This window comes from Bradyrhizobium mercantei (assembly GCF_001982635.1).
In the GTDB taxonomy this organism is placed as follows: Bacteria; Pseudomonadota; Alphaproteobacteria; order Rhizobiales; family Xanthobacteraceae; genus Bradyrhizobium; species Bradyrhizobium mercantei.
Window position 1 is genome coordinate 1 of the sequence record NZ_MKFI01000016.1, and the last position, 25,028, is coordinate 25,028.

At 58.1% G+C, this 25,028-nt stretch carries 24 protein-coding genes and 3 pseudogenes; 20 read left to right on the forward strand and 7 right to left on the reverse strand.

Going from position 1 to position 25,028, the window contains the following annotated elements; translation table 11 throughout:
* Both BI327_RS39945 and BI327_RS43440 read right to left on the reverse strand, forming a co-directional pair.
* Window positions 1-613, reverse strand: a 613-nt coding sequence (locus tag BI327_RS39945; RefSeq protein WP_143271789.1) for a transporter substrate-binding domain-containing protein, incomplete at its 3' end; no start/stop codon positions are given.
* Between the two features lie 577 nt (window positions 614-1,190).
* Window positions 1,191-1,461 (reverse strand): annotated as a pseudogene (locus BI327_RS43440) (IS66 family transposase); the annotation flags it as partial.
* Window positions 1,462-2,933: 1,472 nt separating this feature from the next.
* Here BI327_RS43440 and BI327_RS39955 point away from each other — a divergent pair.
* The 13 genes from BI327_RS39955 to BI327_RS40010 all read left to right on the forward strand — a co-directional run bounded on the left by BI327_RS39955 (window position 2,934) and on the right by BI327_RS40010 (window position 15,115).
* Entirely contained in the window at window positions 2,934-3,206 is a 273-nt protein-coding gene (locus tag BI327_RS39955) for a hypothetical protein (RefSeq protein ID WP_143271791.1), read from the forward strand.
* 703 nt (window positions 3,207-3,909) lie between these two features.
* Window positions 3,910-5,040: an acyl-CoA dehydrogenase family protein gene (locus BI327_RS39960; RefSeq protein WP_076867131.1), complete on the forward strand. Its 1,131-nt coding sequence runs from the start codon at window positions 3,910-3,912 to the stop codon at window positions 5,038-5,040.
* A 202-nt stretch (window positions 5,041-5,242) separates the two neighbouring features.
* Entirely contained in the window at window positions 5,243-6,010 is a 768-nt protein-coding gene (locus tag BI327_RS39965; RefSeq protein ID WP_210191249.1) for a crotonase/enoyl-CoA hydratase family protein, read from the forward strand.
* Window positions 6,011-6,072: 62 nt separating this feature from the next.
* Complete coding sequence (locus BI327_RS39970; RefSeq protein WP_076867133.1) at window positions 6,073-7,719, forward strand: class I adenylate-forming enzyme family protein; 1,647 nt, start codon at window positions 6,073-6,075, stop codon at window positions 7,717-7,719.
* A gap of 102 nt (window positions 7,720-7,821) precedes the next feature.
* Window positions 7,822-8,262 carry a Zn-ribbon domain-containing OB-fold protein gene (locus tag BI327_RS42135; protein WP_076867134.1) on the forward strand — a complete coding sequence of 147 codons (441 nt, stop codon included), beginning with the start codon at window positions 7,822-7,824 and terminating at the stop codon, window positions 8,260-8,262.
* A gap of 24 nt (window positions 8,263-8,286) precedes the next feature.
* The gene (locus BI327_RS39980) at window positions 8,287-9,426 is read left to right on the forward strand and encodes a thiolase family protein (RefSeq protein ID WP_076867135.1); all 1,140 of its coding nucleotides are present in this window, start codon (window positions 8,287-8,289) and stop codon (window positions 9,424-9,426) included.
* Window positions 9,427-9,519: 93 nt separating this feature from the next.
* On the forward strand, window positions 9,520-10,314 hold the full coding sequence (locus BI327_RS39985; RefSeq protein WP_076867136.1) for an SDR family NAD(P)-dependent oxidoreductase: 795 nt from the start codon (window positions 9,520-9,522) through the stop codon (window positions 10,312-10,314).
* A gap of 9 nt (window positions 10,315-10,323) precedes the next feature.
* Window positions 10,324-10,857, forward strand: coding sequence for a hypothetical protein (locus BI327_RS42140; RefSeq protein WP_143271792.1), 534 nt, complete (start codon window positions 10,324-10,326; stop codon window positions 10,855-10,857).
* A gap of 33 nt (window positions 10,858-10,890) precedes the next feature.
* The gene (pimC, locus tag BI327_RS39995; RefSeq protein WP_076867138.1) at window positions 10,891-12,093 is read left to right on the forward strand and encodes a pimeloyl-CoA dehydrogenase large subunit; all 1,203 of its coding nucleotides are present in this window, start codon (window positions 10,891-10,893) and stop codon (window positions 12,091-12,093) included.
* A gap of 101 nt (window positions 12,094-12,194) precedes the next feature.
* Window positions 12,195-13,349: an acyl-CoA dehydrogenase family protein gene (locus BI327_RS40000; protein ID WP_076867139.1), complete on the forward strand. Its 1,155-nt coding sequence runs from the start codon at window positions 12,195-12,197 to the stop codon at window positions 13,347-13,349.
* A complete protein-coding gene (locus BI327_RS42145; protein WP_143271793.1) occupies window positions 13,346-13,564 on the forward strand; it encodes a hypothetical protein in 219 nt (72 codons plus the stop codon). Before BI327_RS40000 ends, BI327_RS42145 begins: the two co-directional genes overlap by 4 nt.
* Window positions 13,557-13,943: a Zn-ribbon domain-containing OB-fold protein gene (locus BI327_RS40005; protein WP_076867140.1), complete on the forward strand. Its 387-nt coding sequence runs from the start codon at window positions 13,557-13,559 to the stop codon at window positions 13,941-13,943. Before BI327_RS42145 ends, BI327_RS40005 begins: the two co-directional genes overlap by 8 nt.
* Window positions 13,940-15,115 (forward strand): thiolase, encoded by a 1,176-nt coding sequence (locus BI327_RS40010; protein ID WP_076867141.1) that lies wholly within the window; start codon window positions 13,940-13,942, stop codon window positions 15,113-15,115. Before BI327_RS40005 ends, BI327_RS40010 begins: the two co-directional genes overlap by 4 nt.
* 228 nt (window positions 15,116-15,343) lie before the next feature.
* Here the strand turns inward: BI327_RS40010 and BI327_RS43895 are convergent.
* Both BI327_RS43895 and BI327_RS40025 read right to left on the reverse strand, forming a co-directional pair.
* A pseudogene (locus BI327_RS43895) lies at window positions 15,344-16,148 on the reverse strand (transposase); the annotation flags it as partial.
* A gap of 649 nt (window positions 16,149-16,797) precedes the next feature.
* Entirely contained in the window at window positions 16,798-18,180 is a 1,383-nt protein-coding gene (locus BI327_RS40025) for a class-II fumarase/aspartase family protein (RefSeq protein WP_210191250.1), read from the reverse strand.
* Window positions 18,181-18,358: 178 nt separating this feature from the next.
* On the opposite strand from BI327_RS40025, the gene BI327_RS40030 reads away from it, so the two are divergent.
* Window positions 18,359-19,516, forward strand: a complete 1,158-nt coding sequence (locus BI327_RS40030) for an acyl-CoA dehydrogenase family protein (protein WP_076867144.1) — start codon at window positions 18,359-18,361, stop codon at window positions 19,514-19,516.
* 217 nt (window positions 19,517-19,733) lie between these two features.
* Complete coding sequence (locus tag BI327_RS43860; RefSeq protein WP_076867145.1) at window positions 19,734-19,952, forward strand: Zn-ribbon domain-containing OB-fold protein; 219 nt, start codon at window positions 19,734-19,736, stop codon at window positions 19,950-19,952.
* On the opposite strand, the gene BI327_RS42855 is transcribed toward BI327_RS43860, so the two are convergent.
* Window positions 19,949-20,161 carry a hypothetical protein gene (locus tag BI327_RS42855; protein WP_167386938.1) on the reverse strand — a complete coding sequence of 71 codons (213 nt, stop codon included), beginning with the start codon at window positions 20,159-20,161 and terminating at the stop codon, window positions 19,949-19,951. The two genes, BI327_RS43860 and BI327_RS42855, sit on opposite strands and share 4 nt — an antisense overlap.
* A 630-nt stretch (window positions 20,162-20,791) precedes the next feature.
* Window positions 20,792-21,853 (reverse strand): IS110 family transposase, encoded by a 1,062-nt coding sequence (locus BI327_RS40040; RefSeq protein WP_083742417.1) that lies wholly within the window; start codon window positions 21,851-21,853, stop codon window positions 20,792-20,794.
* A gap of 103 nt (window positions 21,854-21,956) precedes the next feature.
* Here BI327_RS40040 and tnpA point away from each other — a divergent pair, with 103 nt between their 5' ends.
* The 4 genes and pseudogenes from tnpA to BI327_RS43865 all read left to right on the forward strand — a co-directional run bounded on the left by tnpA (window position 21,957) and on the right by BI327_RS43865 (window position 23,686).
* Window positions 21,957-22,352, forward strand: coding sequence for an IS66-like element accessory protein TnpA (tnpA, locus tag BI327_RS40045; protein ID WP_076867147.1), 396 nt, complete (start codon window positions 21,957-21,959; stop codon window positions 22,350-22,352).
* A 23-nt stretch (window positions 22,353-22,375) separates the two neighbouring features.
* Window positions 22,376-22,729: an IS66 family insertion sequence element accessory protein TnpB gene (tnpB, locus tag BI327_RS40050; RefSeq protein ID WP_394329918.1), complete on the forward strand. Its 354-nt coding sequence runs from the start codon at window positions 22,376-22,378 to the stop codon at window positions 22,727-22,729.
* Window positions 22,730-22,789: 60 nt separating this feature from the next.
* A pseudogene (locus BI327_RS43900) lies at window positions 22,790-23,438 on the forward strand (IS66 family transposase); the annotation flags it as partial.
* 29 nt (window positions 23,439-23,467) lie between these two features.
* Window positions 23,468-23,686, forward strand: a complete 219-nt coding sequence (locus tag BI327_RS43865; RefSeq protein WP_394329920.1) for a thiolase C-terminal domain-containing protein — start codon at window positions 23,468-23,470, stop codon at window positions 23,684-23,686.
* 177 nt (window positions 23,687-23,863) lie between these two features.
* Here BI327_RS43865 and BI327_RS40060 read toward each other — a convergent pair whose 3' ends face one another.
* Window positions 23,864-24,718 carry an IclR family transcriptional regulator gene (locus BI327_RS40060; protein ID WP_076867149.1) on the reverse strand — a complete coding sequence of 285 codons (855 nt, stop codon included), beginning with the start codon at window positions 24,716-24,718 and terminating at the stop codon, window positions 23,864-23,866.
* 41 nt (window positions 24,719-24,759) lie between these two features.
* On the opposite strand from BI327_RS40060, the gene BI327_RS42150 reads away from it, so the two are divergent.
* On the forward strand, window positions 24,760-25,011 hold the full coding sequence (locus BI327_RS42150) for a hypothetical protein (RefSeq protein WP_143271795.1): 252 nt from the start codon (window positions 24,760-24,762) through the stop codon (window positions 25,009-25,011).
* The last annotated feature ends 17 nt before the right edge of the window (window positions 25,012-25,028 follow it).

Here is a 25,028-nt window from a genome sequence, read left to right on the forward strand (position 1 = left end):
CTTCCTGCTTCAGCACGTACGGGTACTGTGCTGAAATTCGGACCACCGCTAACTTGATATCGGGGCGATGCGCAATGTCCGCGACGCTTCTCAAATGCTTCGGATTTCCGGGGAGAACATATAGTCCGATCTGGGCTGCGTAAGTGGGCGTCGAAAACACCACTGCTTTGCAGGCGGCTTCAGTAATACTGAGGCCAGCCCCAACGTAGTCGAATTGACGGCTCTGCAATCCAGGGATCATGGCGGTCCATTCCGTGAGCGCCGGCGTAAGCGAAGGCAGGCCCATGGCGCTGAGCACTATGTTCTGCAGATCAACCGAAGCTCCTGTCGCCTTCCCGTCCGGAGATATGATCATGGAGGGGGGGAGCGACGCCAGCGCCACCTTCACTTGTCCGGCTTTGCGGATCGAAGCGAGAAGAGAATCGTTCCCTTGTGCAAACGTGGGAAATCCATAGACCAAAAGTGTGAGTAGGAAGACGGGCAACGAGAGCTTTGCTATCGCACGCAAGGCATCTCCTCCTTCAGATTTGGCAATGCCGATAGCAGTATCGTGAGCGAGACCGCTTCGGCGAAGCCAATACCAATTTCGGATCTGTAAATACCAAAAAGGCATTGATGCGAGTTCTGATACAGCTAACCAAGTGCACGGAATGCAGGGGCTTTTTCCGGCGAGGCCGTGTGAGCCTAGTGTTCGCGTTCAGTACAAGGGCGTCACCCCCGGGCACTCGTGAGCACAACCAAAAGATTGCGCCGAACTGCTAGGCCCTGAAGGTCAATCTTGTTTCGCAACAGACAGACATCAGATAATCTTGTCACTTCGTGGCAGTACCAGCCGCGGTCTGAAAATGAGCCTGCCGCGGCGGAAGTTGGGAAGCAGGACTGGGCTAAAGGCTCTTTGAGCGTAAGCATACGACGAAGGCCGCCTGATTGACATGCGCGAGGGCACGGTTCCTCTATGATGGCGTTGCGTGAAGGTCAGGCAGCTTTGGCGTAGAAGATTCATTCCCAAGCCGGCAAGCCCGTGCAGACGCGACGCGGGAAGCTCGTCTTCGGAAGCCGTACTTGAAGCGGATGGTCATCTGCTCCGAGGTGCGGCAACCAGCGTGACATAGCGCTCGACGCGCGCAAGCATGCCGGCTGCAAACGTCGCAGTTACAACAGCTGCGTCATCGGCGCAATCGTGTAGCCGCTGTTGTGATCATCGTCAGCATGACGACGGCACGGTGGCGCCCCGCTAGTTGCCGAAGCTCCAGTTGCGCCTTTCCAATGCGATGCCTCTCAATGCGTGTCTCAGCACAATTGTTGGAAGCGGGACGAACTCGTCCCAGCGTCTGAGCATGTAGTTGATCGGCTTTAGGACCTCAGAGGAGCACGAGATGCTTTCGCGCTGACGCAGCAACCAGGCGTGTCCTTGAGAAGCGACTTGCCCTTTTCCTGGCGTACGGCGCGCCATCCGTCGGCGCTCGGTCACGGCGGCTTGGCATCGCGCTTCCCCGAAGGACAAGCGCCGACTTGAGCATCAAGTTTGATAAGATGCTTTTGGACCGTGCAATCGGATCAGTTACCTTTACGCAACCAACGGCCAAAGAAAAGGTCAGGGGCGTCCGCTTTTCTCTAATCCAGTACTAAATAGCCCGCAGACAGATCAGAGATCGGTCGTCTCGCCGACCAACGACGTAACCTGAGCGCACGTCGCATCATTGCGCACCTTCCTGACAATTTCGACATACGGCACCGGTGGAGGACATGGCTTAGTGTCAATCACGCGTAAGCGGTCGGATGCAATTACCGGCTCAAGATTCGGCGCGGCAGGTAGCTGATGCCGCGTCCGACGATCGTCAGAGCCGCAATTGCTGAGGGCTGTTGCCCGGCAGTGTGCTAACGATCTCGACTCCGTGCTCGCGAATGACGTCGCCCAGCCCAGGTGCATTCGCCTGATTAATGATTGCGTGCTACGTGATCTCCTTCAATGACATTGAGCACGCAATCGGGGTATACCCTAGCCTTGCACATCCAAGCTATTGAACAGCTCCCAACGAGACGACGTGTAAATTCCGACTGTGAAAGATGTCTGGAACGATCGCGAGATCTAGCCGCTCCTGCTCGACACCTGCAACAAGCTCGGCGCTAGTGCTGACAATTGGCTCCAGCATAATAGATGCCGCGAGGCGCCTTGCCCGGTGAGCGAGAGCATGCAGACACGTCATGGCCGTAAGTTCGGTTGTGCAGATCCGAAACGCCCTCGACACCTGTGACGATTAGTTTCCAAACGTCAGGAAGCGGCTTTGCGGCGAGAGCATTTCTTGCGTAAGGACGAGTCATTGCTCTCCTGCTTACGCCAGGTGAATCTTTCTCCAACCGCGGTTGAGAGCATCACGCCCAGAACTGCTCGTGGATCCGCTCGGAAATTGAAGAGTGCGTAGTTTGAGGTGGTGACCCGTTCGAGAGCTGACAATTGACCAATAGAATCCTTGCTTCAGAGAAAGCATCTTACCACCAGCGGAATTCAAGTGGACGAAAGGGGCTTCTCTTTCATAAAGCGAAAATGTCGCGAGCTGTTAATTCGGTTTACGAACTGCGCGCGAGAAGTCAACTTAGTCGCCCGGAAACGACGCTCGCTTTCGAAGGATGAGAGGGATCATGTTGCTCGCCGATAGGCTAGACCTCATTTAGCCATCGCCCATATTGCCGCGCTCGAGGTCTCATTGCTGGCGACGATTGCATTTGCAGCATGGTGGGTGGCGAGCCAGAATTCGTAGCGCCGCCCCGTTCTTCGAAGCAACGCATCGCGCCATGTTCCGTCGCTCAACTGACCGGCGACGTGATTCGTGTCGTCCTCGGCCCGTAGGACGATTTCTTTAGCTCAGATCAGATCGAGGTTTTCTGTACGAGCCCCTTGAATGCCGCCTCACAGGTGCAACACTGATCCATGGGTGAGCTACAACACCGCGTCGGACGGAATTGTCATGGGTGCAATTCAGTTAGCGACGGGCAGCCAATGGTTCTTATGGCGGATAGGCAGCCCGACGGGCGGCGACCCTAAGATGTTCTGCAGGTTCAACCCGGCGGTCAGCAAACAAGCGCTGAACGCCATGCCGGCGACGTTCAGAGGCCTAAAACTTCGCAAGCGAACCGAGGTGACGCTGGACAATATTCCCCGCGAGCGAAGCTCGATGGTTAGTGAGATTGCTTATTATGGGCGATAATCTCGCTCAGCAATGTATCCGCTGGTACGCTATATGAACTACCTTGGCCAGTTGGTTAAAGCGAAAGTACAAGCGCTTCCATCACCGTTTAGAACTCGCCCGTCTTCCTGGAGAAGATCGCGTGAGAACCGTAGACTATTTGTGCACTGGCGACGCGTTGACGACAAGCTTGCCTGATGGGAGCCGGTTGAGGCGAGCGTCTCACGCCCGGCTCTGCGAGAGGCTGGAGGGCATACTCACTCGACAGCACGACGTTAAGGCACGGCCGGATGCAAAAAGGGGGAGCACCAGCAGATTTATTGGCCGGTCGCGCTGCGGGCGAACCACGAAAATCCACGCAATCGATGACGCTAAAGGCCATATCCTTTGCGTCCCTCTGACCCGCGTGAATTATCCAAATCCGCATTCCAACATGCGTCATCCTCGGCCGTTGTAAGTTTAAGGTACCAGATAACGGAGCAACAATGCTTATCTGGTATCGATTTCTCGCGAAATGGTATTGGCGATCCGAAAGCCAACTCGCGTAGCTATTGTTTAGTTCAAAAACCAAACGAAAAGTGGTCGAGATGGCCTTCCTCCCAGTCCTATCCTAGCCCCGAGCAAGATGAGGCCGTTGGAACCACCGTCATTGTCGCCGACGACTGTTGTGGCTGATCCCGAGGAGAGCACAGTCGCGAAAAGCAACTATACCAGGGGATAGGCCATGTACGAGTTCAGAGAAGAAACCCGCGCGCTAGTAGATCTTGTTCGGAGGATTGTCAAAGATCACCAAATGCCGCTCGAAGCGCGCGTACTCAGAGGCGAGACGTTGACGCAAGCGGACTACCAACAGGGGCGTGAAGCGGCTCGTAAGGCCGGGCTGTGGGGGCTCCGGCTGCCCCCCGAATTCGGCGGGCCGAACCTTTCGCTAGTAGATCGACTCGCTGTCGTTGAAGAAAACCGCAAATGCTTAACGCCGATTCGATTTGGCGGTGAAGTCATCCCCAACCTTCTCTACGCAACGCACGAGCAGAAGACTCGCTATCTCGATCCATTCCTATCGGACGCCACGGCGATTTGCTTTGCGTTGACCGAACCTGGCGGTGGCTCTGATCCGGCTCGCAGCCTTTCGACCCATGCGAAACGGGACGATGATGGTTGGGTCATCAATGGATCAAAGATCTGGATAACGGACTTCGATCATGCAGACCGAGTGTTCGTCTTTGCTCGCACCAGCAAGGAGAAAGCTGCTAATAATATCTCGATGTTCGCGGTCGAGAGGGATAACCCCGGTCTCATCGCGCGCCCGGTGGCGATGCTCGGCGTTGGGCACGTGACGCATCAGCTCACGTTCGAAGATTGCAGGGTTGACGACATTGCGCGCATCGGCCCGGAGGGAGCCGGATTCAGGGATGCTCAAGATGCCCTAAACCCAATGCGTTTCGAAATTGCCGCAGTCGCCCTAGGTATAGCTCAGCGCTGCTACGAAATGATGGTGGATTATGCCAAACAGCGCGTAGTATTCGGAAGCTCACTTAGCGAGAAACAGTCGATTCAGGCAATGATCGTCGACTCTTGGATCGAAATACAGCAGAACCGTCTTATGATGTACACGTGTGCGGAGAAGCACGATCGCGGCGAGGATACGCGTATCGGAGCAGGCGTGATGAAGATGACGGGCAGTGAGATGGTAGGCCGCGTGATCGACCGCGCAATCCAGATCCACGGCGGCGCAGGCTGCACGTACGAAAGTCCACTCGCGCACTGGTACGACAATCAGCGTATGGCGCGAATCTATGACGGCGCGTCCGAGGTGCTCAAGTATCGTGTGATTGCTAGGCATCTATTGGCATGACGTGGGCTCCAGAATCTAGTCTGCAGACGGTGAATCACCGCTTCCGGTTGAGCGACCACGAGGACGCCGTCCGCTAGGGCGTCGTGCACGATTTATCGCCTGGTCACAACGATGATGAGGCTGACAAAGTTAGGCCGTGTAGGCCTGAGACCGAATTTCAAACGATGACGACGAGTTCGAGTTCAAAAAAATGGAGAGGCGAGTGAGCGAGGCGTCCCAGCGGATCCTAACCGAGCGTCGCGGCCCAATACTGATCGTCGCATTTAACCGCCCCGAGGTCAGGAATGCCGTCGACTTCGATTCGTCGAAGGCAATGGAAGTCGCAATGGATCTCCTCGACCGGGATGACGAGTTGTTCGTCGGTGTCATTACTGGCGCGGGCGGCAATTTCTCTGCCGGTGCGGACCTGAAGGAGGTGGCCAAGCACGGTCCGATTCCGCAGCTTGCCCGGGGTGGTTTCGGAATCCTCAAGCGCCCGCCGCGCAAACCGCTAATCGCGGCGGTCGAAGGTTACGCGGTTGGCGGCGGTTTTGAGACGTGTCTAGCATGCGATCTAATTGTGGCAGCGCGCAATGCGAAGTTTGGTCTACCCGAGGTCAGACATAATGTTTTGGCAACTGGGGGCGGACTTTTCAGGTTACCGCGCCGCATACCATATCACCTCGCTATGGAGCTTGCACTCACCGGTGCATTCAAGGACGCGCCCTATTTGGAACGATTCGGCTTTGTGAACCGTCTCGTGGAGCCAGGAATGGCGCTTGATGAGGCCATCAAGCTGGCCGGGTCATTGCTCGTAAACGGACCGATCGCGTTGGCCGCGAGCAAGGAGATCATCTTCCAGTCTTTTGACAACGAGGACGACTGGGCAAAGCAGATGCCGATCGCCAGAAAAGTCCTAGATGCTGAAGACACGCGCGAGGGGCTGAAAGCGTTCGCTGAAAAGCGCAGTCCAGTGTGGAAAGGCCGGTGAGGGACTACTGCCTTCTAAACGGCGCCGTTTGTCTTCGGCTTGAACTCTAGGTTGTCTAATTTATGTCCGGCTCGACACCAAACCAGCTGAGGTACCGCGTAGCGAATGCGTTGCGCAGCATTGAGGCGCTGGAAGCCAAATATGAAAGCGTCACCGTCGGACAGCTGGTTTCTCTGCGGGCACGCACACATGGTTCGACAACGGCTATCGACGTGTTCGAACGTGGCGAACGCGCGACCTACTCCGAGATGGATACTCGATCCAATGGGTTTGCCCATGCTCTTCGCGCATTCGGAGTGCGAAAAGGCGACCGCATCGGAGTGATGCTGCCCAATCGAATTGAATTCGTTATCCTATGGTTCGCAGTCGCAAAGCTTGGGGCGGTAATGGTCCCGATCAACATGCGCTACACACCTAGAGAGGTCGAATACGTTCTCAGCGATACACAGGCTAGGTTCGCTGTCGTGGACGAAACTGCATGGCCGGTGTTCTCCGCGATGGATCCGTGGCCGAAAGATTTGGGCGATAAGCGAGTGCTTGTTGTTGGACAGATGTCTTCCCGCGGAGCTATCGTTACCATCGATTCCTTACTCGAGAGCGTCGACGATTCGCCTGTGAACGAAGAGGTTGGCGCTGACGATCCGGTAATCATCCAATTCACTTCGGGGACGACGGGCTTTCCGAAAGGCTGCATATTGACCCACGAAGTCTTAAGCGTTGCTTCGTACACCAACGCTTACTTGGATCGTGAGATATACGAGAGGTATCTTAGTTGGGCGCCTGTCTTTTATGCCGAGGGGCAAGGACAGATTTTGAAATCATATCGACGGGGCGGGACGCTGTACTTGGCCCAGAAGCTCAGTTCGACCCGCTTCGATGATTGGCTTACCAGTTACCATATTCAGTGGTGCGCCATCCCAGAGCAGATCGCCCGCCAATTGGGAAACGTTGCCGCCGCGTCCACAAGTCTGAAGGAGGTCCAGCAGAATCTTGGATGGAGTGCTAATTCGATATGCCAGTTCCGCAGGCAGCTTGGCGTCCCTGGCTATCATGTCTACGGAATGACCGAAATCGGATGGGCTACTCGGACCCCCAGCGACATCGACGAGATGGACACTTCTAGCTCTGTGGGAATTCGCGCACCTTTCCGCGAACTGCGACTGGTCAACGACGATGGTAGTCCCACGCCGGTTGGCGAAGTCGGCGAACTGTGGGTAAGGGGTCGTGGGATCTTCAAAGGATATTGGAACAATCCTGAAGCGAATGCCAAATGTTTCGAAGGCGGATGGTTCAAAACCGGCGATTTATTCCGGTGCGATGATCTCGGCTTCCATTGGATCGTCGGACGGAAGAAGGACATGATCCGGCGCTCGGCCGAGAACATCGCCGCACGTGAGGTGGAGGCCATTATCCGCGAACTTCCCGAGGTAGCGGATGTAGCTGCCGTTCCTGTGCCCGACGAAATGCGAGGCGAGGAGGTCAAGATCTACGTGGAGGTGAGAGCGGGCGGGGCGGCAGACGATGCGCTGGTACAGCGCATTCTGGAGCATGCTCGTGCGCGCCTGGCTGTCTTTAAGGTGCCGCGCTACGTGGCTTTCATTCCGGCTCTACCAAGAACCTCAAGCGACAAAGTGCTCAAACGGGAGTTGATGGCCGTTCCCGATCCGATCACTGGCGCTTACGATAGCGACGAGAAGCGCTGGCGCTGAAGTCGCTGTTTCGATCAGATTGTCGCAAGCGCCCTGCAGGCGAGAGTCGCACTTCATGGGCTCGATCAGTGAGCATTCCAATAGGAGAGAAAGTCGAAGAGCATGCCCGAACTCCTCAAGCCTGATCTTTATGCCCTGAAGGGCACCACGTCCGCCCCCGAACGTCCGTCTCTCAAAGGAGGGAAGTGCGCGCACTGCGGCTTTGTCTTCTTTCCGATGCAAGGTTACGGCTGTGAGGTTTGTGGACGAAGCGGCGATTGCTTGCAGTCACTCGCTCTTCGCGGCTCTGGAAGTCTGATCGCGTCTGCAAGGGTGCACATGCACAACCCCGTTCCAGCGGCCGCAATGGCTGATGTCAAACCTCTCGAGGCTCCTTTCACTGTCGGTACAATCAAACTCGATGATGGGCCGACGATCCGCACTCTCCTGGTCGATGCCAAGGAACGGGCTCTGAAGCCTAGACAAAGGATGATGAGCAAGCTGGTGCCAGTCGGCAGCGGTGCCCGCACAATTCTCGATCTTCGCTTCACACCAGCTTCGTGATTACCAAGCAGGTCCTAGATCATCATGGGTAAGTCGCTCCGGGACTTGCGTCCTGTCTATGTTGTCGGCGTCGGCTGGCACCGATATCAACGTCCAAGTGAGACGCCTTACGTCGCGCTCGGGCTGCATGCCATCCGGCAGTCTCTGGCGGACGCCGGAATCGCGTGGACTGATGTCGATACATCGTATGTCGCAACTGGCTTTCTCGGCATGGCACCGGGGCTTCCGATGCTGCGCTATCTCGGAGCCTCCGGACGACCACTGGTGCACGTCGAAAACGCCTCGGCCTCAGGTTCGGCCGCGTTCCGACATGCCTGCATCGAGGTGGCAGCCGGAGTGGCGGATGTTGCTTTGGCCGTCGGCGTTGATAAGCCAGATACCGCGCGTCATGTTCGCACCGGCATCTCTAGTTTAGCCGATGATGCAATTGCGTTTTTCACCCATTACGCGTTGTTGTTGGATCAATACACGCAGGAACATGGGGTAACGCCGCAGGATGTGGCGTTGGTCGCAGTTAAGAATCATCGCAATGGCGCGCTCAATCCCAATGCCCATCGCCAGCAGGAGCGCTCACTCGATGAAATCCTCGGCGGCAAGCTGCTGTCAGGCTCGCTGACTCCGTTACAGTGCTGCCCTGTCGGCGAGGGTGCGGCGGCTGCGATCATCGCTTCCGAGGAGGGCATCAAGCGGCTCGGCATCAATTCAGGTCGCGCAATCCGCGTTGCTGCTTCGGCTGCTTGCAGTGAGCGCGCCGGGCTGGCTGGACCTGCCGACGTGACGCTCACGCAAGACACTGTGGCCGACGCTCTACAGCAAGCGGGGCTCAAACCGCAGAACGTCGACGTACTCGAAGTACACGACGCATTTACTATCGAAGAGCTCCTGTATCTTGAGGCGACGGGCTTCTGTAAGCCCGGCGAGGCGGTTCAGCTGCTCAAGGAAGGTGCCTTCGAGATAGGCGGAAAGATGGCCGTCAGTGCCTCCGGTGGCCTGATCGCCATGGGTCATCCGGTCGGACCGACGGGCATCGGGCAGATCGGTGAGATCACGATGCAGCTTCGGAGCGAAGCCGGTTCACGTCAGCACAAGGGCGCGAGAGTCGGATTGGCTCACATGATTGGCAACGGCCCCATCTGTTACGCGCACGTGCTGCAGAAGCCATAGGTCACGGCTGCGCTGCGGCTGATACGTCTCTGGAAGGAAAGGAAGTAGCGCATATGAGCAAATCTTGGACTCTAAAAGCAACGGGGTACGTGCATGAGTGACATCTTGGATTTGGGAGGCCGAATTGCCTTCGTGACTGGAGCTGGCCAGGGCGTTGGTCGGCAAATTGCACTCCACTTGGCTGGGCACAATTCCGGCGGAGTTGCGGTGAATGACTATGTGCTCGACCGCGCCGAAAAGGTTGCGGAAGAAGTTCGTGCCGCCGGCGGAAAGGCGTTGGCCATACAGGCCGATGTGACAGACCTAGAGAGCGTGAAGGCGGCCGTAAAAGTGACCGAGGAGAAGCTCGGCAAGATCGGCGTCCTCGTCAACAACGCAGGCAATTTTGGTGCGACGCCACATGCCGACGCTGAGAAGCCGTTCTGGGAAACCGGACCGGACGCCTGGAACAGTTCGATCGGTGTCAATTTTTACGGCGTGATTAACTGCACCAGTGCGTGCGTGCCCGGCATGATTGCGCGCGGCGCTCCAGGCCGCATCATAACGATCATCTCGGAGGCTGGCCGCTACGGCGACGTAGGGTTGGAAGTATACGCCGGCGCAAAGGCCGGAGCGGCTGGCTTCATGCGGGCGGCAGCGCGTGCGCTCGGCCGCTACGACATCACCGCCAATTGCGTGGCGCTTGCGGGAATGGCGACGCCGCCGGTCGAACAAAACATGAAGGCTGATCCCGAGCGAGCCAAGAAGGCATTGCAGAAGTATGTAATTCGTCGTCTCGGCCGTCCTGACGAGGTCGCGAGCATGGTATTGTTCCTAGCCTCTAACGCCGGCAGCTACGTTACCGGCCAGACGTACGGAGTCAACGGCGGCTTCGTCTTCGGGCTGTAGGGAATGGGAATGAGCTGGGCATTTCAACCAATTCCGTTGGCGCGGATTGCAAGGGGGCGGCCTAAGACGGTCCGCCCCGCAGGTTCCTCGCGCATCGGGATCGTGAGTTGGACGTCGAGCAAATTGTTGACGGCGACCTTTTCTCTATCTGCCTCGGATTATTCTGACCATATCAACGACCGTCCATCACGGAAATCGTTGGCCGAATGCCAGCTTGAGTTCTACATGCCGGTGATTGACAGGGCGGCCACGACCGTCGAACGTTATCGGGCCTTGACCGAGGTGCTAGACGAATTCGCCTGTCTCTTGAGAAACGTTAAGGTTGCCGATCAGCACGGAAAGCCGCTCGCCGCTCTGCCCAACTTCGCCGCTACGAGGTCGACCGTATCACCACTGTGGGAGCTTAACGATCGTCTCCATTGCCGCGAGTGTCCCGGCGTGGGTCTAGCCAAGCTCGAGGTCGATGGAGAGGCGATCTTTAGTAGCAGTGCGGCGTCGACAGGCTTCCCGGAAGACTTTATGCGCGTCGCCGGAGAGCTTTAAGAGCGGCGATCCTGAAACATAGAGGCAAGGACGATGGATTTGGGGTTCACTGAAGACGAGCTCGCCTTTCGCGACGAGGTCAGGGCATTCTTTCGCGCGGCAGTTCCTGCTGATATTCGCGAGAAGCTTCTCGCCGGCGCACATCCCAGCAAAGACGATATGGTGCGTTGGACGCGAATCCTTGCCGCGAAGGGGTGGGGTGTGCCTCACTGGCCGGCCGAGTATGGCGGTACGGGGTGGAGTCCAGTCAAACAGTATATCTATGTTGAGGAGATGAGCCAAACGCCTGCGCCCGCGCCGCTCCCGTTCGGCGTGAATATGGTGGGACCGGTCATCTACACCTTCGGCAACGAGGACCAAAAGAAGCGCTTCCTTCCGCGCATCCTCACACTCGAGGACTGGTGGTGCCAGGGCTTCTCCGAACCAGGGGCGGGTTCCGACCTCGCTTCGGTCAAGACGCGCGCGGTGCGTGACGGCGACCACTACATCGTCAACGGACAAAAAACCTGGACGACCCTTGCCCAATTTGCCGACTGGATCTTTTGCCTCGTTAGGACCGATCCAGCGGCGAAGAAGCAGCAGGGCATTTCGTTCCTCCTGATCGACATGAGGTCGTGCGGCATAACTGTGCGTCCGATCCAGACGCTTGACGGTGGGTATGAAGTTAACGAGGTCTTCTTCGACGACGTCCGAGTGCCGGTCGAAAATCGCGTCGGTGAGGAGAATCGCGGTTGGGATTACGCTAAATTTCTGCTCGGCAACGAACGCTTCAACATCGCCGGCGTCGGGATTTCAAAGGAGCGCATTTGCCGCATCATGGACCTCGCTTCCCGGGTCCGTTTCGGCGGCGAGCGGTTGATCGATCAAGCTGATTTCCGAAAGAAGGTCGCCGCAGTTGAAGTCCGCCTGAAGGCGCTCGAGATCACTCAGCTTCGCGTCCTCGCTAACGAATCGAAACGGCAGAAGGGCACGCAAGACCCGGCAAGCTCGATCCTCAAGATCAAGGGCGCAGAGATCCAACAGGCGACTTCGGAGCTTCTGATGAACGTCGTCGGCCCTTATGCGCTGCCTTATCAATCGGAGGAGGATTTCGAACGCCGCAATGAGCCACCGATCGGTCCCGACTGGGCGGCGACGATCGCGCCTGCATATTTCAACATGCGCAAGGTATCGATCTATGGCGGGTCCGACGAAATCCAGAAGAATATCATCGCCAAGGTGGTCCTCGGCCTCTAACGCTTTTGGATCGTGGATTTAATAAAGCCGCGAAGTGCCTAATTTTGTACGAGATTTGGGGCCGCTGCCACGGCTCGGTTCTTCAAGGGGAATTCCGGAACATGGACTTTGATCTTTCTGAGGAACAGCGGCTTCTGAAGGATAGCGTCGAGCGGCTGATGCTCGAGAGCTACGGCTTCGACGAGCGCGGGAAGTATCGTTCCGAGCACATGGGCTTCAGCGAGGCAATGTGGGCTCGCTATGCCGAGCTCGGGCTTCTCGCGCTGCCGTTTTCAGAGGAGTATGGTGGCTTCGGCGGCGGCGCAGTCGAGGCTATGATTGTCATGGAGGCGTTCGGCAAGGCGCTGATCCTCGAACCTTACTTCGCGACAGTGGTGCTTGCCGGCGGTATTTTGCGGCACGGTGCAAGCGAAGCGCAAAAGACCGAGCTGATCCCGGCGATCGCCGCCGGGCGTATGAAGCTCGCTTTCGCTTATGCCGAACCGCAGTCCCGCTATGACCTGTTCGACATTGAGACGCAGGCGAGAAAGGACGGTGATGGTTGGATCCTCAATGGCACCAAAGGTCTCGTCCTGCACGGCGCTGTTGCCGACAAGATCATCGTGTCGGTGCGTACTGCGGGCAGATCGCGTGACAAAGACGGAATCGCCCTCTTCTTAGTGGACGGTAATGTACCGGGCCTCGTGCGCCGCGGTTATTCGACCCAGGATGGCCTGTGGGCAGCCGAGATGACGCTAAATAATGTGCGGGTTAAGGCGGACAACGTTATCGGCAATCCGGCAGACGCCTATCCAGTCATTGCACGAGTGGCGGACGAGGCGATTGCAGCGCTTTGCGCGGAGGCGATTGGCTGTTTCGCTGCAATGCAAACGATCACGCTTGACTACCTGAAGACACGCAAACAGTTTGGCGCCACTCTTGGCTCCTTCCAGGTTCTGCAACACCGGGCGGTCGACATGTTTATCGAACTGGAGCAGTCGTGCTCCATGGCCATGTATGCCACGATGATGGCCCGCGAAAACGGGACTATGGAACGTGAGCGGGCGATTTCAGCGGCGAAGGCCCAGATCGGCGAGTCTGCTAGACTGATCGGCACTCAGTCGATCCAGCTACATGGTGGTGTCGGTATGACGATGGAGTACCGTATCGGGCACTATTTCAAGCACATCACCATGATCGACACGCTGTTCGGCGACGCAGACTATCACCTACATCGGCTCGCCGTTCTTGGAAGCATCATTCGCGAGAACGCTTGAGTGACGACCGCCGGATGTTCCGAAAGCCGGTCAGAGGGAAGAAGCAGCGCAGCGCAATGATGAGGAGAGGAATGAATGATCGCCAAGAGTTCGCAGGCAGTGAGGATGTACGAGTCACGCGCCGTTCGGCGGCACTAATAAAAGTCGAACGCCTTCTGGAGAACATGTCGACATGTTTTCAACAGAAAGCCGATCTGAAAGAACTCCATGACTGAATCGCAAGGCGTCGAAGCCTTCCACCAGCTCGAACTCAACACCGGGCGCTTCCTGATCCAGCGTTGTACTGGGTGCGGCAAGCACGTGTATTACCCGCGCGAGGCCTGTCCGCATTGTGACAGCACATCGCTCGACTGGATCTCACCAAAAGGTGGTGGCACCGTCTACGCGGTAACCACCGTCCGGCGCAAGCCCGCAGAGGGCGGAGACATCAACGTATCTCTAGTCGACCTTGACGAAGGTGTGCGCCTCATGGGCCGAATCGACAACCTTGCGCCCGGCGCAGTGAGTATAGGCCAGCGAGTGAATGCACGCGTGCAAGTCAAGGATGGCAAGGGGCTGGTCTTGTTTGATGCAGTGGATGGAGGTGCGTTATGAGCACCTTAAGGGGCTTGCGCGGCAGTGCCGCAATCGTGGGCGTCGCTACTTTCGGGAATGGGCTGTCGCCCGGGTTTACCGACATGGAGCTGCTCGCACGGTCGGCCCACGCAGCCGTCGAGGATGCCGGGCTGAGGATGAGCGACATTGATGGCCTATGCACCGCGAGTGGAGGTGCGTCGATGTGGCCGCTGCCGGTCATTGAGTATCTGGGTCTGAACCCCCGCTACATCGACGGCACCATGCTCGGTGGCTCGAGCTTCATCGCACACCTCCTGCCCGCGATGCAGGCGATCCGCTCGGGCCAGTGCAGCGCGGTTCTCGTTTGTTATGGCAGCGCTCAGCGCACGAGCACAGTCGGTCGCCGCGAAATGGGCCAACTGCGCCGCTTCGTCGATCCGCAGCCATATGAGTACCCGTATGAACCGATGCTGCCGGCTTCGGCGTATGCCTTGGCCGCATCGCGTCACATGCACGAGTTCGGCACTACGCGCGAGCAGTTGGCGGACGTCGCCGTCGCCGCGCGGGCATGGGCCCGTCTCAATCCGGATGCCTTTATGCGCGCCCCGTTGACACGCGAAGACGTCTTGAAGTCTCGAATGGTGTCGGAGCCGCTCAGCGTACGTGATTGCTGCCTCGTGACGGACGGCGGCGGTGCATACGTACTGGTGAGTGCTGAACGAGCGAAGTCGCTGCCGAAGAAACCAGTATATGTGCTTGGCAACGCGACTGCCGTGTGGAATCGGCAGATATCGTCGATGCGCGACCTCACCGCCACGTCGGCGAAGCAATCGGGCGCTGATGCATTTGCGATGGCAGGCATGAAGCCAAGCGACATCGACGTGCTCGAACTCTATGACGCATTCACGATCAACACCATTTTATTCCTGGAAGACCTTGGCTTTTGTCCGAAGGGCGAGGGCGGGCCCTTTGTGGAGAGCGGAATGATTGCACCAGGAGGTAAGCTGCCAGTCAACACCAATGGGGGCGGCCTGTCGTGCACGCATCCTGGCATGTACGGTATTTTTGCGCTGATCGAGGCCGTGCGGCAACTGCGGGGCGAGGGCGGCGATCGTCAAGTGATAGGCGCGATGACGGCACTGGCGCATGGCAACGGCAGCACCTTGTCCAGCCAGTCTACCGCTATTTTGGGAACGGCCGAGACACTATGATCCGCCACCTCGCTGTTTTCATAATTCCATAAGTCGGTCTTGCGCATCTCTGGAAAAAAATTCCGCGATGCGAGGGCGGACGACAGCGATGAGCGGGCTCCGGGCGCATCAGTCAGGGCTAGAACCTTTGGCTTTATTCGCTGGGCCTTCGGCCGGCTACGCGCTCACGTGTGACCGACTAAACTGACCGGCTCGGAAATATCCAGCGCGTCCTCCTTCAAGCAAGTTCCGGGTCCGGACGATATCGTGGCGTTCGCCACGGATCATGTCGTACCAGGTTTTTGCTATGGCCGGTCTCGCGCACGATCTGCTTGATCGGCGTTCCGCCTTTTCGACAGGCCCAGGATAGTTGCGTTGGTCTCTTCGTGGCGCAGATAGCCCTCTACTGGAGGCGCTCGGCCGCGGTGAGCAGTTTGGATTCGATTGTCGTTGCCCCGATCGCGCTGCGGATCTGAAGCATCGATTTGCGGACGGCATCGAGGAAGGCCCGACTGGCGTTCTCCATTAGATGCCACCGACCCGCGACCTGTACCGCCTGCGGCAGGTCCTTTGCCGCAGCTTCGCCATCCCCCATCACGGTCACGGGCAATGTTCGTGATCGTGGGATGAGCAGCCAGCCAGGCTTGGGCGGTCGCGGGCTCACGATTCGGCAGCAGCGTTCCAGATTGCAGATGATGCTGGCATATCGGTGATTGCGTCGCCAAGCCCATCATCGATGCCTATAACCCTGAGCGGGTCAGCCGGCGGGCGGCTGCGGCGTGGGACCACACGCAGCAGCCTGTCTTTGCTCACCGGTAGCATCAGCCGCTTTGCGAAGCCTGCTGCTGGTCGACCGCCAAGCGCCAGGCCGAGGTGGTGGACGATAGAGTCCAGTCTCGCCGTGCGTCGCGCCGACGCAGCCAGGACGCCTTCGGCGAAGCGCTCGGTGAAGATTTGGTGCCACCACAGGACAGCCTCGCAGCGGAAGCGGCAAGCGATCACCAGGAGGTCTACAATCCGTCCCAAGCGGAAGATCGGTCACGCGCCGTCGATAGCAGCCTATGCCGAGTTGTCGGTGACCAAGGTTTCTCTTGAATGGGGCACTCCATTTGTTTTACTACTTGAGCGAACCGCCAGGTCAAATAGATGAGCAACGACGCTGACGGGGCGAACTCGATGGTACGGGGGCTCTGTAGGTTTGTAACTATCCTGAAAGGGGGCCATTCGACGCGGACGTCGAAAAACCGTTCCGCACGACGGACACAGACCTGCCCATCGCAACTCTCGAGATTCCACAGGCACAGTCGAAGCCGCAATCCCGAGGTCTAGAAGTTTAGACGATCGGTACAGCTATTCGTTGTTTGATCTCCGTTGCCTCTTTTCAATCGAATGATGACGCCGCGTCGAGTTCCTGGGCGCATTCCATCACCTAGTATGTCATTAGCGCGCCGAGGCGGTTGGCTCTTCCGCAATCGTTTCGGTGAGCACCCTACGTCCTGGCGCCATTAGAGCAGGTTCAAACGAAATTGTGCTTTGAGCCATGGCAGCTGGGCTAATGCGAGGAACCGTCTCGCCATGCGCGGTCACCCTCAGCAGCGAACTGAAGAGAAGGAGCTTCCTTGGCGCACCTTCGCTCGCAAGACACGGAACTGCCGCGAGGCCGGGTCGCCATGCAACCAAAAATGTTATGCTTGGCTGGCAGACTAACCCGTCGCAGGGCCATCGCGTTCGGAGATCTCAATAGCGCGATCTACCATCTGACCACAGAGCCCAAGGTAGTTTGCCGGATCGCAGTAGTGCAGGATCTTTTGCTTGCCGCCCAACGCCTCGACTACTTCAGGCACTCCTGCCAAAATGTCTGCGAGCTGCCTTTTTCCTTCAATCGCGAATCTGCAGGCATCGTATACGATGTCGTGCGCCTTCTGGCGTCCAAGCGACGGGGCTGCAGCCATCATTACAGCTTCTGCGACAATGAGACCTGACGTCAGGCCAAGATTGTCCCGCATACGCTGCTTATGAACGACAAGGCCAGCGAGCATAAACTTCGCACTGGCCAGAGAGGCGGCCGTCAGCAAGAAACTCTCCGGTAGAGAAATCCACTCGAGGTGCCAGGGCCCGGTCGCGCGTTCGAAGTCATGAATCATGCCGTCGAGCATCGCGGCCACGTGTTGGCGCACAGATTTTGCTGCGGCCAGCATCAGTTCGCTTGAGATCGGGTTGCGTTTCTGCGGCATCGTGGAGGAGGCTCCTCGTCCGGGAACGAAGGGCTCTGACAACTCTCCGAATTCTGTGGCCGACATCACCATGACGTCTGTCGCGACCTTGCCCAAAGTGCCGGTAATCAGGCCCAATAGACATGCGGTTTCTGCAATTCCGTCCCGCGCGACATGCCAAGTTATGGGAGCTTGGTGAAGTCCCAGTTCCTCGCAAAACAGTTTCTGCATCTCAAGGCCGCCGGGTCCCACTGATGCAAGCGTTCCTGCCGCACCGGAAAATTCGCCTAGGAGGACACGGGGAAGGGATTGTTTCACACGCTCGATGTGGCGATCTATCGACGAGAGCCATACCGCGGCCTTATAACCAAAGGTGACCGGCAATGCCTGCTGCAGATGGGTTCGCCCGGCCATAGGCGTGTCGCGGTACTTGCGAGCCATCGAAACCAAGATGTCGCGCAATTCCTCAAGATCCCGCAGAACGACTTGCAACGCGGCGCGGATCTGCAACACATTCGCAGTGTCCATGATGTCTTGCGTTGTAGCTCCCCAATGGACGTAACGCCCTGCTTCGCCGGCAGCGACAGCGAGCTGATGGACGAGGGGCAGGATCGGATAACCGACAATCTCTGTCTCGTGGCGAAGTTTGTCGAAATCGATGCGAATATCTTTGGCAGCCGATTGAATAGCTTCTGCGGCCGCTGCCGGAACGACATTCAGTCGAGCCTGCGCGCGGGCGAGCGCGACTTCGACCTCGATGTACCTGTCGACCAGCGCCTGGTCAGAAAAAATGCCACGCATTTCTTCAGTACCAAACATGCCTCTGAAAAGAGCCGAGTCGAAAACCGTACTTCCCACGTGATGCTCCATCATACGAAGTTGCTCGTCTTGACTTTCTAATCCGAAAAAGCCATCGTTTCAAATATCGACAATATGTTCCGGAAAACGGAATGGAGGGCGGACGTCGAAAGGCTTGAGGCCTTCGAGTCACATCGGCGAGCTTGGTTCAGACGGGACAGTACGCAGCCTCTCATCCTATTTGGGGTCGGCAATGAACTTCGACAGCAATTCAGACCATGAAGCGCTACGCGACAGCGTGCGTGAGTTTTTCGAACGCGAGCTCACGGAGAATCAGATCCGGGAGATGGATCGGTCTCGGAAGATCCCGCAGACACTGTGGAAACGACTTGCAGAACTTGGTTGGCCGGGCTTCACGGTGCCGACGGAATATGGAGGGAGTGGCGGCGACGTGATGACCAGCGCCATTCTCTGCGAGGAAATCGCTCGACACTTTCCATCGCTCGCAAACTATTGGGTAATCACTTCAATGGCTGTTCGCGTGCTCAGCGAGTCCGCGAACGAGAAGATTCGGGCGGAATACCTACCAAAATTCGTCACGGGCGACTTTCTGATGAGCTTCGGGATGACGGAGCCCAGCGGCGGTACGGATATTATGGGCCTTAAGACTCGCGCCTCGCTCGAGGGTAACGAATGGATTGTGCGCGGTCAAAAGCTCTACACTTCACTGGCAGACGACGCTAAAGCGATCTTGGTTCTGTGTCGAACAGCGCCTCCCGAGGGAGGTAAGCGGTCGCGAGGATTATCACTAATCCTCGTTCCAGTGCCCCAAGAAGCGGTAAAGATTCGACGTCTCGAGCTTATGGGGCAGCGGGCCGGGTGTACGTGCGAGGTGTTTCTTGATGACGCAAGGGCGCCAGCCGATGCAGTGGTTGGCGAGCTGGGCAGAGGATTTCATACCCTCCTTCGCACACTGAACGACGAGCGGATCATCTGCGCGGCATTGTATGTGGGTATCACCGCAGCAGCATTGGACCTGACCGTCCAGTATGCGAAGGACCGCATGGCATTTGGGCGGCCGATTGGCGCATACCAAGCCGTCCAGCATCCGTTGGCCGATGTCGCTATCGAGCTGGAACAGATACGGCTGTTGACGACAAAAGCAGCCTGGTTGCATGCGAACGGCCGCGAATGCTCTTCGGAGGCGGCCATGGCGAAACTCGCCGCAAGCGAAGTCGCCATCCGGGCTACTGATCGTTGTATGCGCGTGCTCGGCGGCTTCGGCCTCGTGGAGGAATCTCCGCTTGAGCGTCTCTTTCGGGATGCACGGCTGGGGCCGTTCAGCCCAATTTCGAACGAGATGGTTCGCAATTTCATTGGCGAACGGCTTGGCCTTCCTCGCAGCTACTAGGGAGTGCTGCACCTAATCGATCGAAGCCGTGTGGCCGAGCGTTAAGGCCCCGCTCCCGCAACGTTTGAACAAAAAGAACCTCTCATGAGTGATGAGAGGGGGGCGCGAAGCCTTCCAGCAGCTTGAACTCAATACGAGCAGCCTTCTGATCTAGCGTTGTTGTTCTTACAGTAGGCATACATACTATCCACGGGAGTCGTTTCCCCACTGCGGGGGAGTGTTTTTCGTATCGACTTCTTCGGATGGTATCGGCACGGTCAATGCGGTTACGACTGTGCGCCACAAGCCGGCGGAGGGCGGCGCTATGAATGTCTCGCTCGTTGATTTTGACGAGGACGTTCGGTTGATGAGCCGCGTGGAGAATGTCCCGACCGATACCGTCAAGATTGGACAGCGTGTCAGGACCGCATTCGCGTGGACGTCGGGAAAGGCCTAGTCGTGTCTGATAGCATTGAGGGAAGGCCAGACGTGAACTCGCTGAAAGAACTGCGCGGCAATAGTCTGTATTGCAACGTTCGGCAACGGCACGTCGCCGGGCTTCACAGATCTGGAATTGTCGGCTCTTTTGGCACGCGCCGTCGTTGCCGATGCGGGCGTGACAATGAAGTCGAGCGCTGGAGCCTCGATGCGGACTATGGCGGTCATCGAATATCTTGGACTGAAGCCGCGCAACGGCACGGTGCTTGGAGGCTCAAGCTTCGCCGCACCATCTGTTGCCGGCGATGATGGCGATCAAGTCAGGTCGGTGCACTGCAGTGCTCGTCTGTTATGGAGTACGCGTCCGGCGGGCGCCGTCTTGTCTGACACGCTGTAATTCGCCAAGCGTGTGACCTTACGTATGGTCCGGCCGCGCGTTGCCAGAAGATTCGTCGAATTGGCGGCGGCGGTCTTGCATCAATGTATCCGGCCTTTGATGGAGCGATTGTGCTCCGGGCCATCATGGATATCAGCGCGCGTGCGTTCTGATTAGTCTACAGGCCTCGAACGGGGCATTAAGGTCACCAGTGTTCGCACACGCTCGGAAGACCGATCCTCCATTTTGTCTTGTCTTCTCGCAGACCTCGGCTGGAGACCGTTGATGCGGCTATGTCATCGCCTGCTCCTGATATTGCGTAGTTCCTTTGTTCGGACTAAAGGGCCGTTCCTTCGTCCCGGCCCGCAGAACGTCGGTCGCGTCGCGCGCAGGGGCGGTCAAGGCCGGCCGTCGCTCTTGGCTTACGGCTGACTGGACGTCGCCAGGCCGCGCCTTGACAGCGCCGAGCACGGCGGCGAGGATCAGGCCGGTCGGGCGTCTGCATCGCCGATCCTCGTCATCTCGAAGGCGCGTCTTTTGGCCAGCACCGCCCAGGCGATGCGGGCAAGTTTGTTGGCGAGCGCGATTGCGAGCACATTGTGGTGTAGCCGCTTCTTGGCGGCTTCGATCCAGGTCGTAAACCCGTAACGTTCCCAGTTTTTTATCCTGACCAGCACGACCCATGCCGCTTGTACGAATAAAACGCGCAGGTAGCGATTGCCACGCCTCGAGACTTTGCCAAGGATCGTGCGGTCTCCCGTCGAGATCTGTTTGGGCACCAGTCCAAGCCAGGCGCCGAAGTCGCGGCCTTTGGAGAATACGTCTCCAGTGCCGATCGCGGCCACCATGGCGCTCGAAATAATCGGCCCGATGCCAGGCACCGTCATCAGGCGCGAACATGCCTGATCTTGACGGGCAATTGCTTCGATCTCTTCGGAGAGACCATCGATGCGCTGATCCAGTCGGCGCCAGTCGACTGCCAACTCCTCGATGACACGCAACATGCGTGGCGACAGGGCATCGGTGCGCGTCGCAAGAATGGTGGGCAGTTCTGTGCGTAGGAAGCCGATGCCCTGTCGCATGGAGATCCCGCGCTCAAGCAAGAAGGCGCGGATCTGGTCGATGATGCCGGTGCGTTGCGACACCAGTCGCTCGCGCACACGATGCAACGCCTGCAGGTCCAGCTGCTCCGCGGTCTTGGTTGCGACGAACTTCATCGTCGGGCGCTGCACGGCTTCGGCAATCGCTTCGGCATCATTGAAGTCGTTCCTCTGTCCCTTGCTATAGGGGCGGACGTATTTGGCCGGCATCAACCTTGCATCGTGACCAAGCGATGCGAGTTTGCGGCTCAGGTGATGTGCGCCGACGCAGGCTTCCATGCCGATGAGGCAACGCGCCATATTGGCGAGCCGCGCTTCCACTTGGCCGCGCGACCACTTTTGCCGCAGCACGATGGCGCCGCGCGTATCGTGACCCACGACGTGGAACGAGTTCTTACCGATATCGATGCCGATCACGGCGATCGCGGTCTTCGGTGTAGAAATGGTGTGGCTCCTTGTCTTTGGCGCCCCTTGCCAGCTTCGTTTACTGGCGAGGCAGGATCACGGCCGGACCATCCCATTAGTCTTGCTTTAAGGTCATCAGGCGATGCGGGTCGAGGTTTTGGGCGGGCTGGAGCGTCGGCGGCGTTGGTCGCAGGATGACAAGGCACGGATTGTCGAGGAGACGCTGGCGCCGGGTGCAAAGGTGACAGCGGTTGCGCGTCGCAACGGAGTAGCGGCCAGCCTGGTGTTTACCTGGCGTCGACAAGCGCGGACGTCCGAGCAGGTCCTACCGTCTTTTGCGCCGGTGCAGATCGCCGCCACGGAAGCGGAGGAAACTCCGAAGCTTTTACCTGCGGGTGATAGCCGAGGGCGGTCTGTGGTGGCCGCGCGTATTGGATTGATCGAGATCGACCTTGGCAACCGGCGACGCATCCGAGTGGACGCGCACGTTGATCCGGAAGCGCTGGCGCGGGTCCTCGAGGTTCTTGAGCGCCGATGATTGCCATACCGGGTAATGTGCGGGTGTGGCTTGCGACCGGCCACACCGATATGCGCCGCGGCTTTCCAAGCCTTGCGCGGCTGGTCCAGGAGAGCTTGAAGCGTGATCCGCATGCCGGCGATCTCTACGTGTTTAGGGGCCGCCGCGGCGACCTGATCAAGATCATCTGGCATGATGGCCAGAGCGCGTGTCTGTTCACGAAGCGGCTGGAGCGCGGCCGCTTTTTGTGGCCGTCAATGGCGGACCGCGTGGCGACGATCAGCGTTGCGCAGCTCTCTTATCTGCTGTCCGGCATCGACTGGCGGATGCCGCAGGCAACCTGCGTCCACAGGCTTCCGGTTAAATCGAGCGGGATTTTTTGCAACGAATATGGTTGATTCGTCATCGTGACGACGCCCGCCGATCAGCTTCCCACCGACCTTGCCGCAGCACACGCGATGATCCTTGCGCAGCGCGAGAAGTTGACGCTGGCCAAGAGCGAGGTAACCGTCGGCCGGCTGGAGATCGAGCGACTGAAGCTGATGCTGGCCAAGGCACGGCGCGAACAGTTCGGGCAATCTTCTGAGCGTGGCAAGCTGCTGGTCGAGCAGCTCGAACTCGGCATCGAGGATCTTGAAGAGACCCAGGCGGAGCAGGAAACCAAGGCCGAGCGCAGCGCCGGAAGTCGCTAAACAGCAGTGCGCGCAAAATCCACGGCCGCCGCGACGTCCGTTGCCGGACAATCTGCCCATCGAACGCGTCGTCGAACCCGCGCCTTGCGTATGCGGCAAGTGCGGCAGCGAGCGACTGCACAAGCTCGGCGAGGTGGTCTCGAAGACCCTGGAATGCGGGCCGCGGCGCTGGAAGATTATCGAGCATGTCCGGGAGAAGTTCTCCTGCCGGGATTGTGAGGCGATCACCGAGGCGCCGGCGCCCTCCCATCCGATCCCGCGAGGCTTTGCCGGGCCGAGCCTGCTGGCGATGGTGCTGGTCAACAAGTTCCTGCTGCACCAGCCACTGAACCGGCAGAGCAAGACCTATGCCCGCGAAGGAATCGAGATCGACGTCTCGACCCTGGCGGATCGGGTCGGCGCCTGCGTGGTGGCGCCAACCTCAAACCGGCCGATATCGATGTTCTGCAACTCTATGACGCGTTCACAGTCAACACGATCCTGTTCCTTGAGGACCTAGGTTTCTGTCCAAAAGGGGCGGAAACGGTGCGATTGGACCGGGCGACTAACCTGCCGGTGAACCCGAACGGAGGCTGGGGTCTCGTGCACGCAGCCCGGCATGTACGAAATTTTAGCGTTGATCGAGGCGTCCGCCGGTTGCGCTGCGAATGCGGCGATCGGTAGGTTAAAGCGGGCAAGGACTGCGCTGGCGCATGGCTGCACTCTCTTCAGCCAACCCACTGCGATCTTTGGTACGGAAGAAACTGAAGGAATGCTTTGCTGAAGGCTCACCATCGGCAACAGATAGCGGGAACTACCCAAGTCCGTTTATCATTTCTATTCAGCTCAGCGAATGGGGTTCTAAGTGGGAGCGGTGGGAGCCCTATTCACGCGATCTAATCCGATCGAATGATGCGGGCCTGTCGCGATCTGGGTCCCTTTCAGGCGCTCGCCAATCGAAAGCGAAGATGCAAGGCTTAGCGCCGCGTCCTGCAGCGCCGTCAATCGCTTGGTCATTTCTTTGTTAGTGATGCGCTCAACGGGCCCCGTCATTGCCACCGCATAAAGCACGCTGCCGTCTGATAATTTGACGGGAACTGCAAGCGCAGCATGACCTTCGTCAATTTCTTCAATGCACGTGGCATAACCCTCCCGGCGGATGTTTGCATACTGCTTCCGTATCCACTCCATGTCGTTCCTGGTCTTGGCCGTAAGAATAGGCAGTTCGCGCGATAGCACGCGTTCGACTAGACCTTCTTCCTGGAACGCCATGATAGCTTTGCCGGAAGCGGCCGCATTGACTGGCATCTCGTAGCCGGGCTGCGCATACCCCCGCCATCTGGCGTCAGGAGAGAGCGAGGACGCCACGACAACCTGCGTGCCTACCAATCGTGACAGATAGCACGTCTCTCCGGTTTGCTCCGTCAATGCACGCAAATGTGGACTCGCAACGGCCGCAAGCCAACCGTCGTCAGCGGCCGTATGAAACATTTTGATCAATCGATCGCCTAGCTCGTACGGCCTATTTCCCCCGCCTTTCGCCATGCCACATCTTGCCAGGCTTTTCAGCAAACGATGCACGGTTGGCTTTGGAAGTTCGAGAAGGGCAGCGATATCAGCAAGCCTCAGAGATCCTGAAAAGGCGGCAAGCATTTCCAGTACCTGGACATAGCGCTCGAGCGGGCCGGACGCATCTTTTTCTTTTGTAGCGTACATTCTCGCACCTCCGCATCGCATATCGGCGCCTTGACTTTCACATGACGATGGTATCAGATAGCGAGACAGAATTCCATAAAATGAAACGCGCGTCAAACGACGGATTGCAGGAAGAACGCGACAGAAACTCCTGCAGTTTAATGTTGAGGGCGGGCGCTGTTCTTCTTGCGGCAAAAGCGGAAGCAAAGCAGATCTATATCGGCGCAACCGTGCCGTCGAATCCGACTGGCAAGGTCGAGCGTGGCAAACTGAAGGATCTTGTTACGTCTTGGCTCAAGGAGCCGCTTGGATGAGGAAAAAGTTCGCGCTG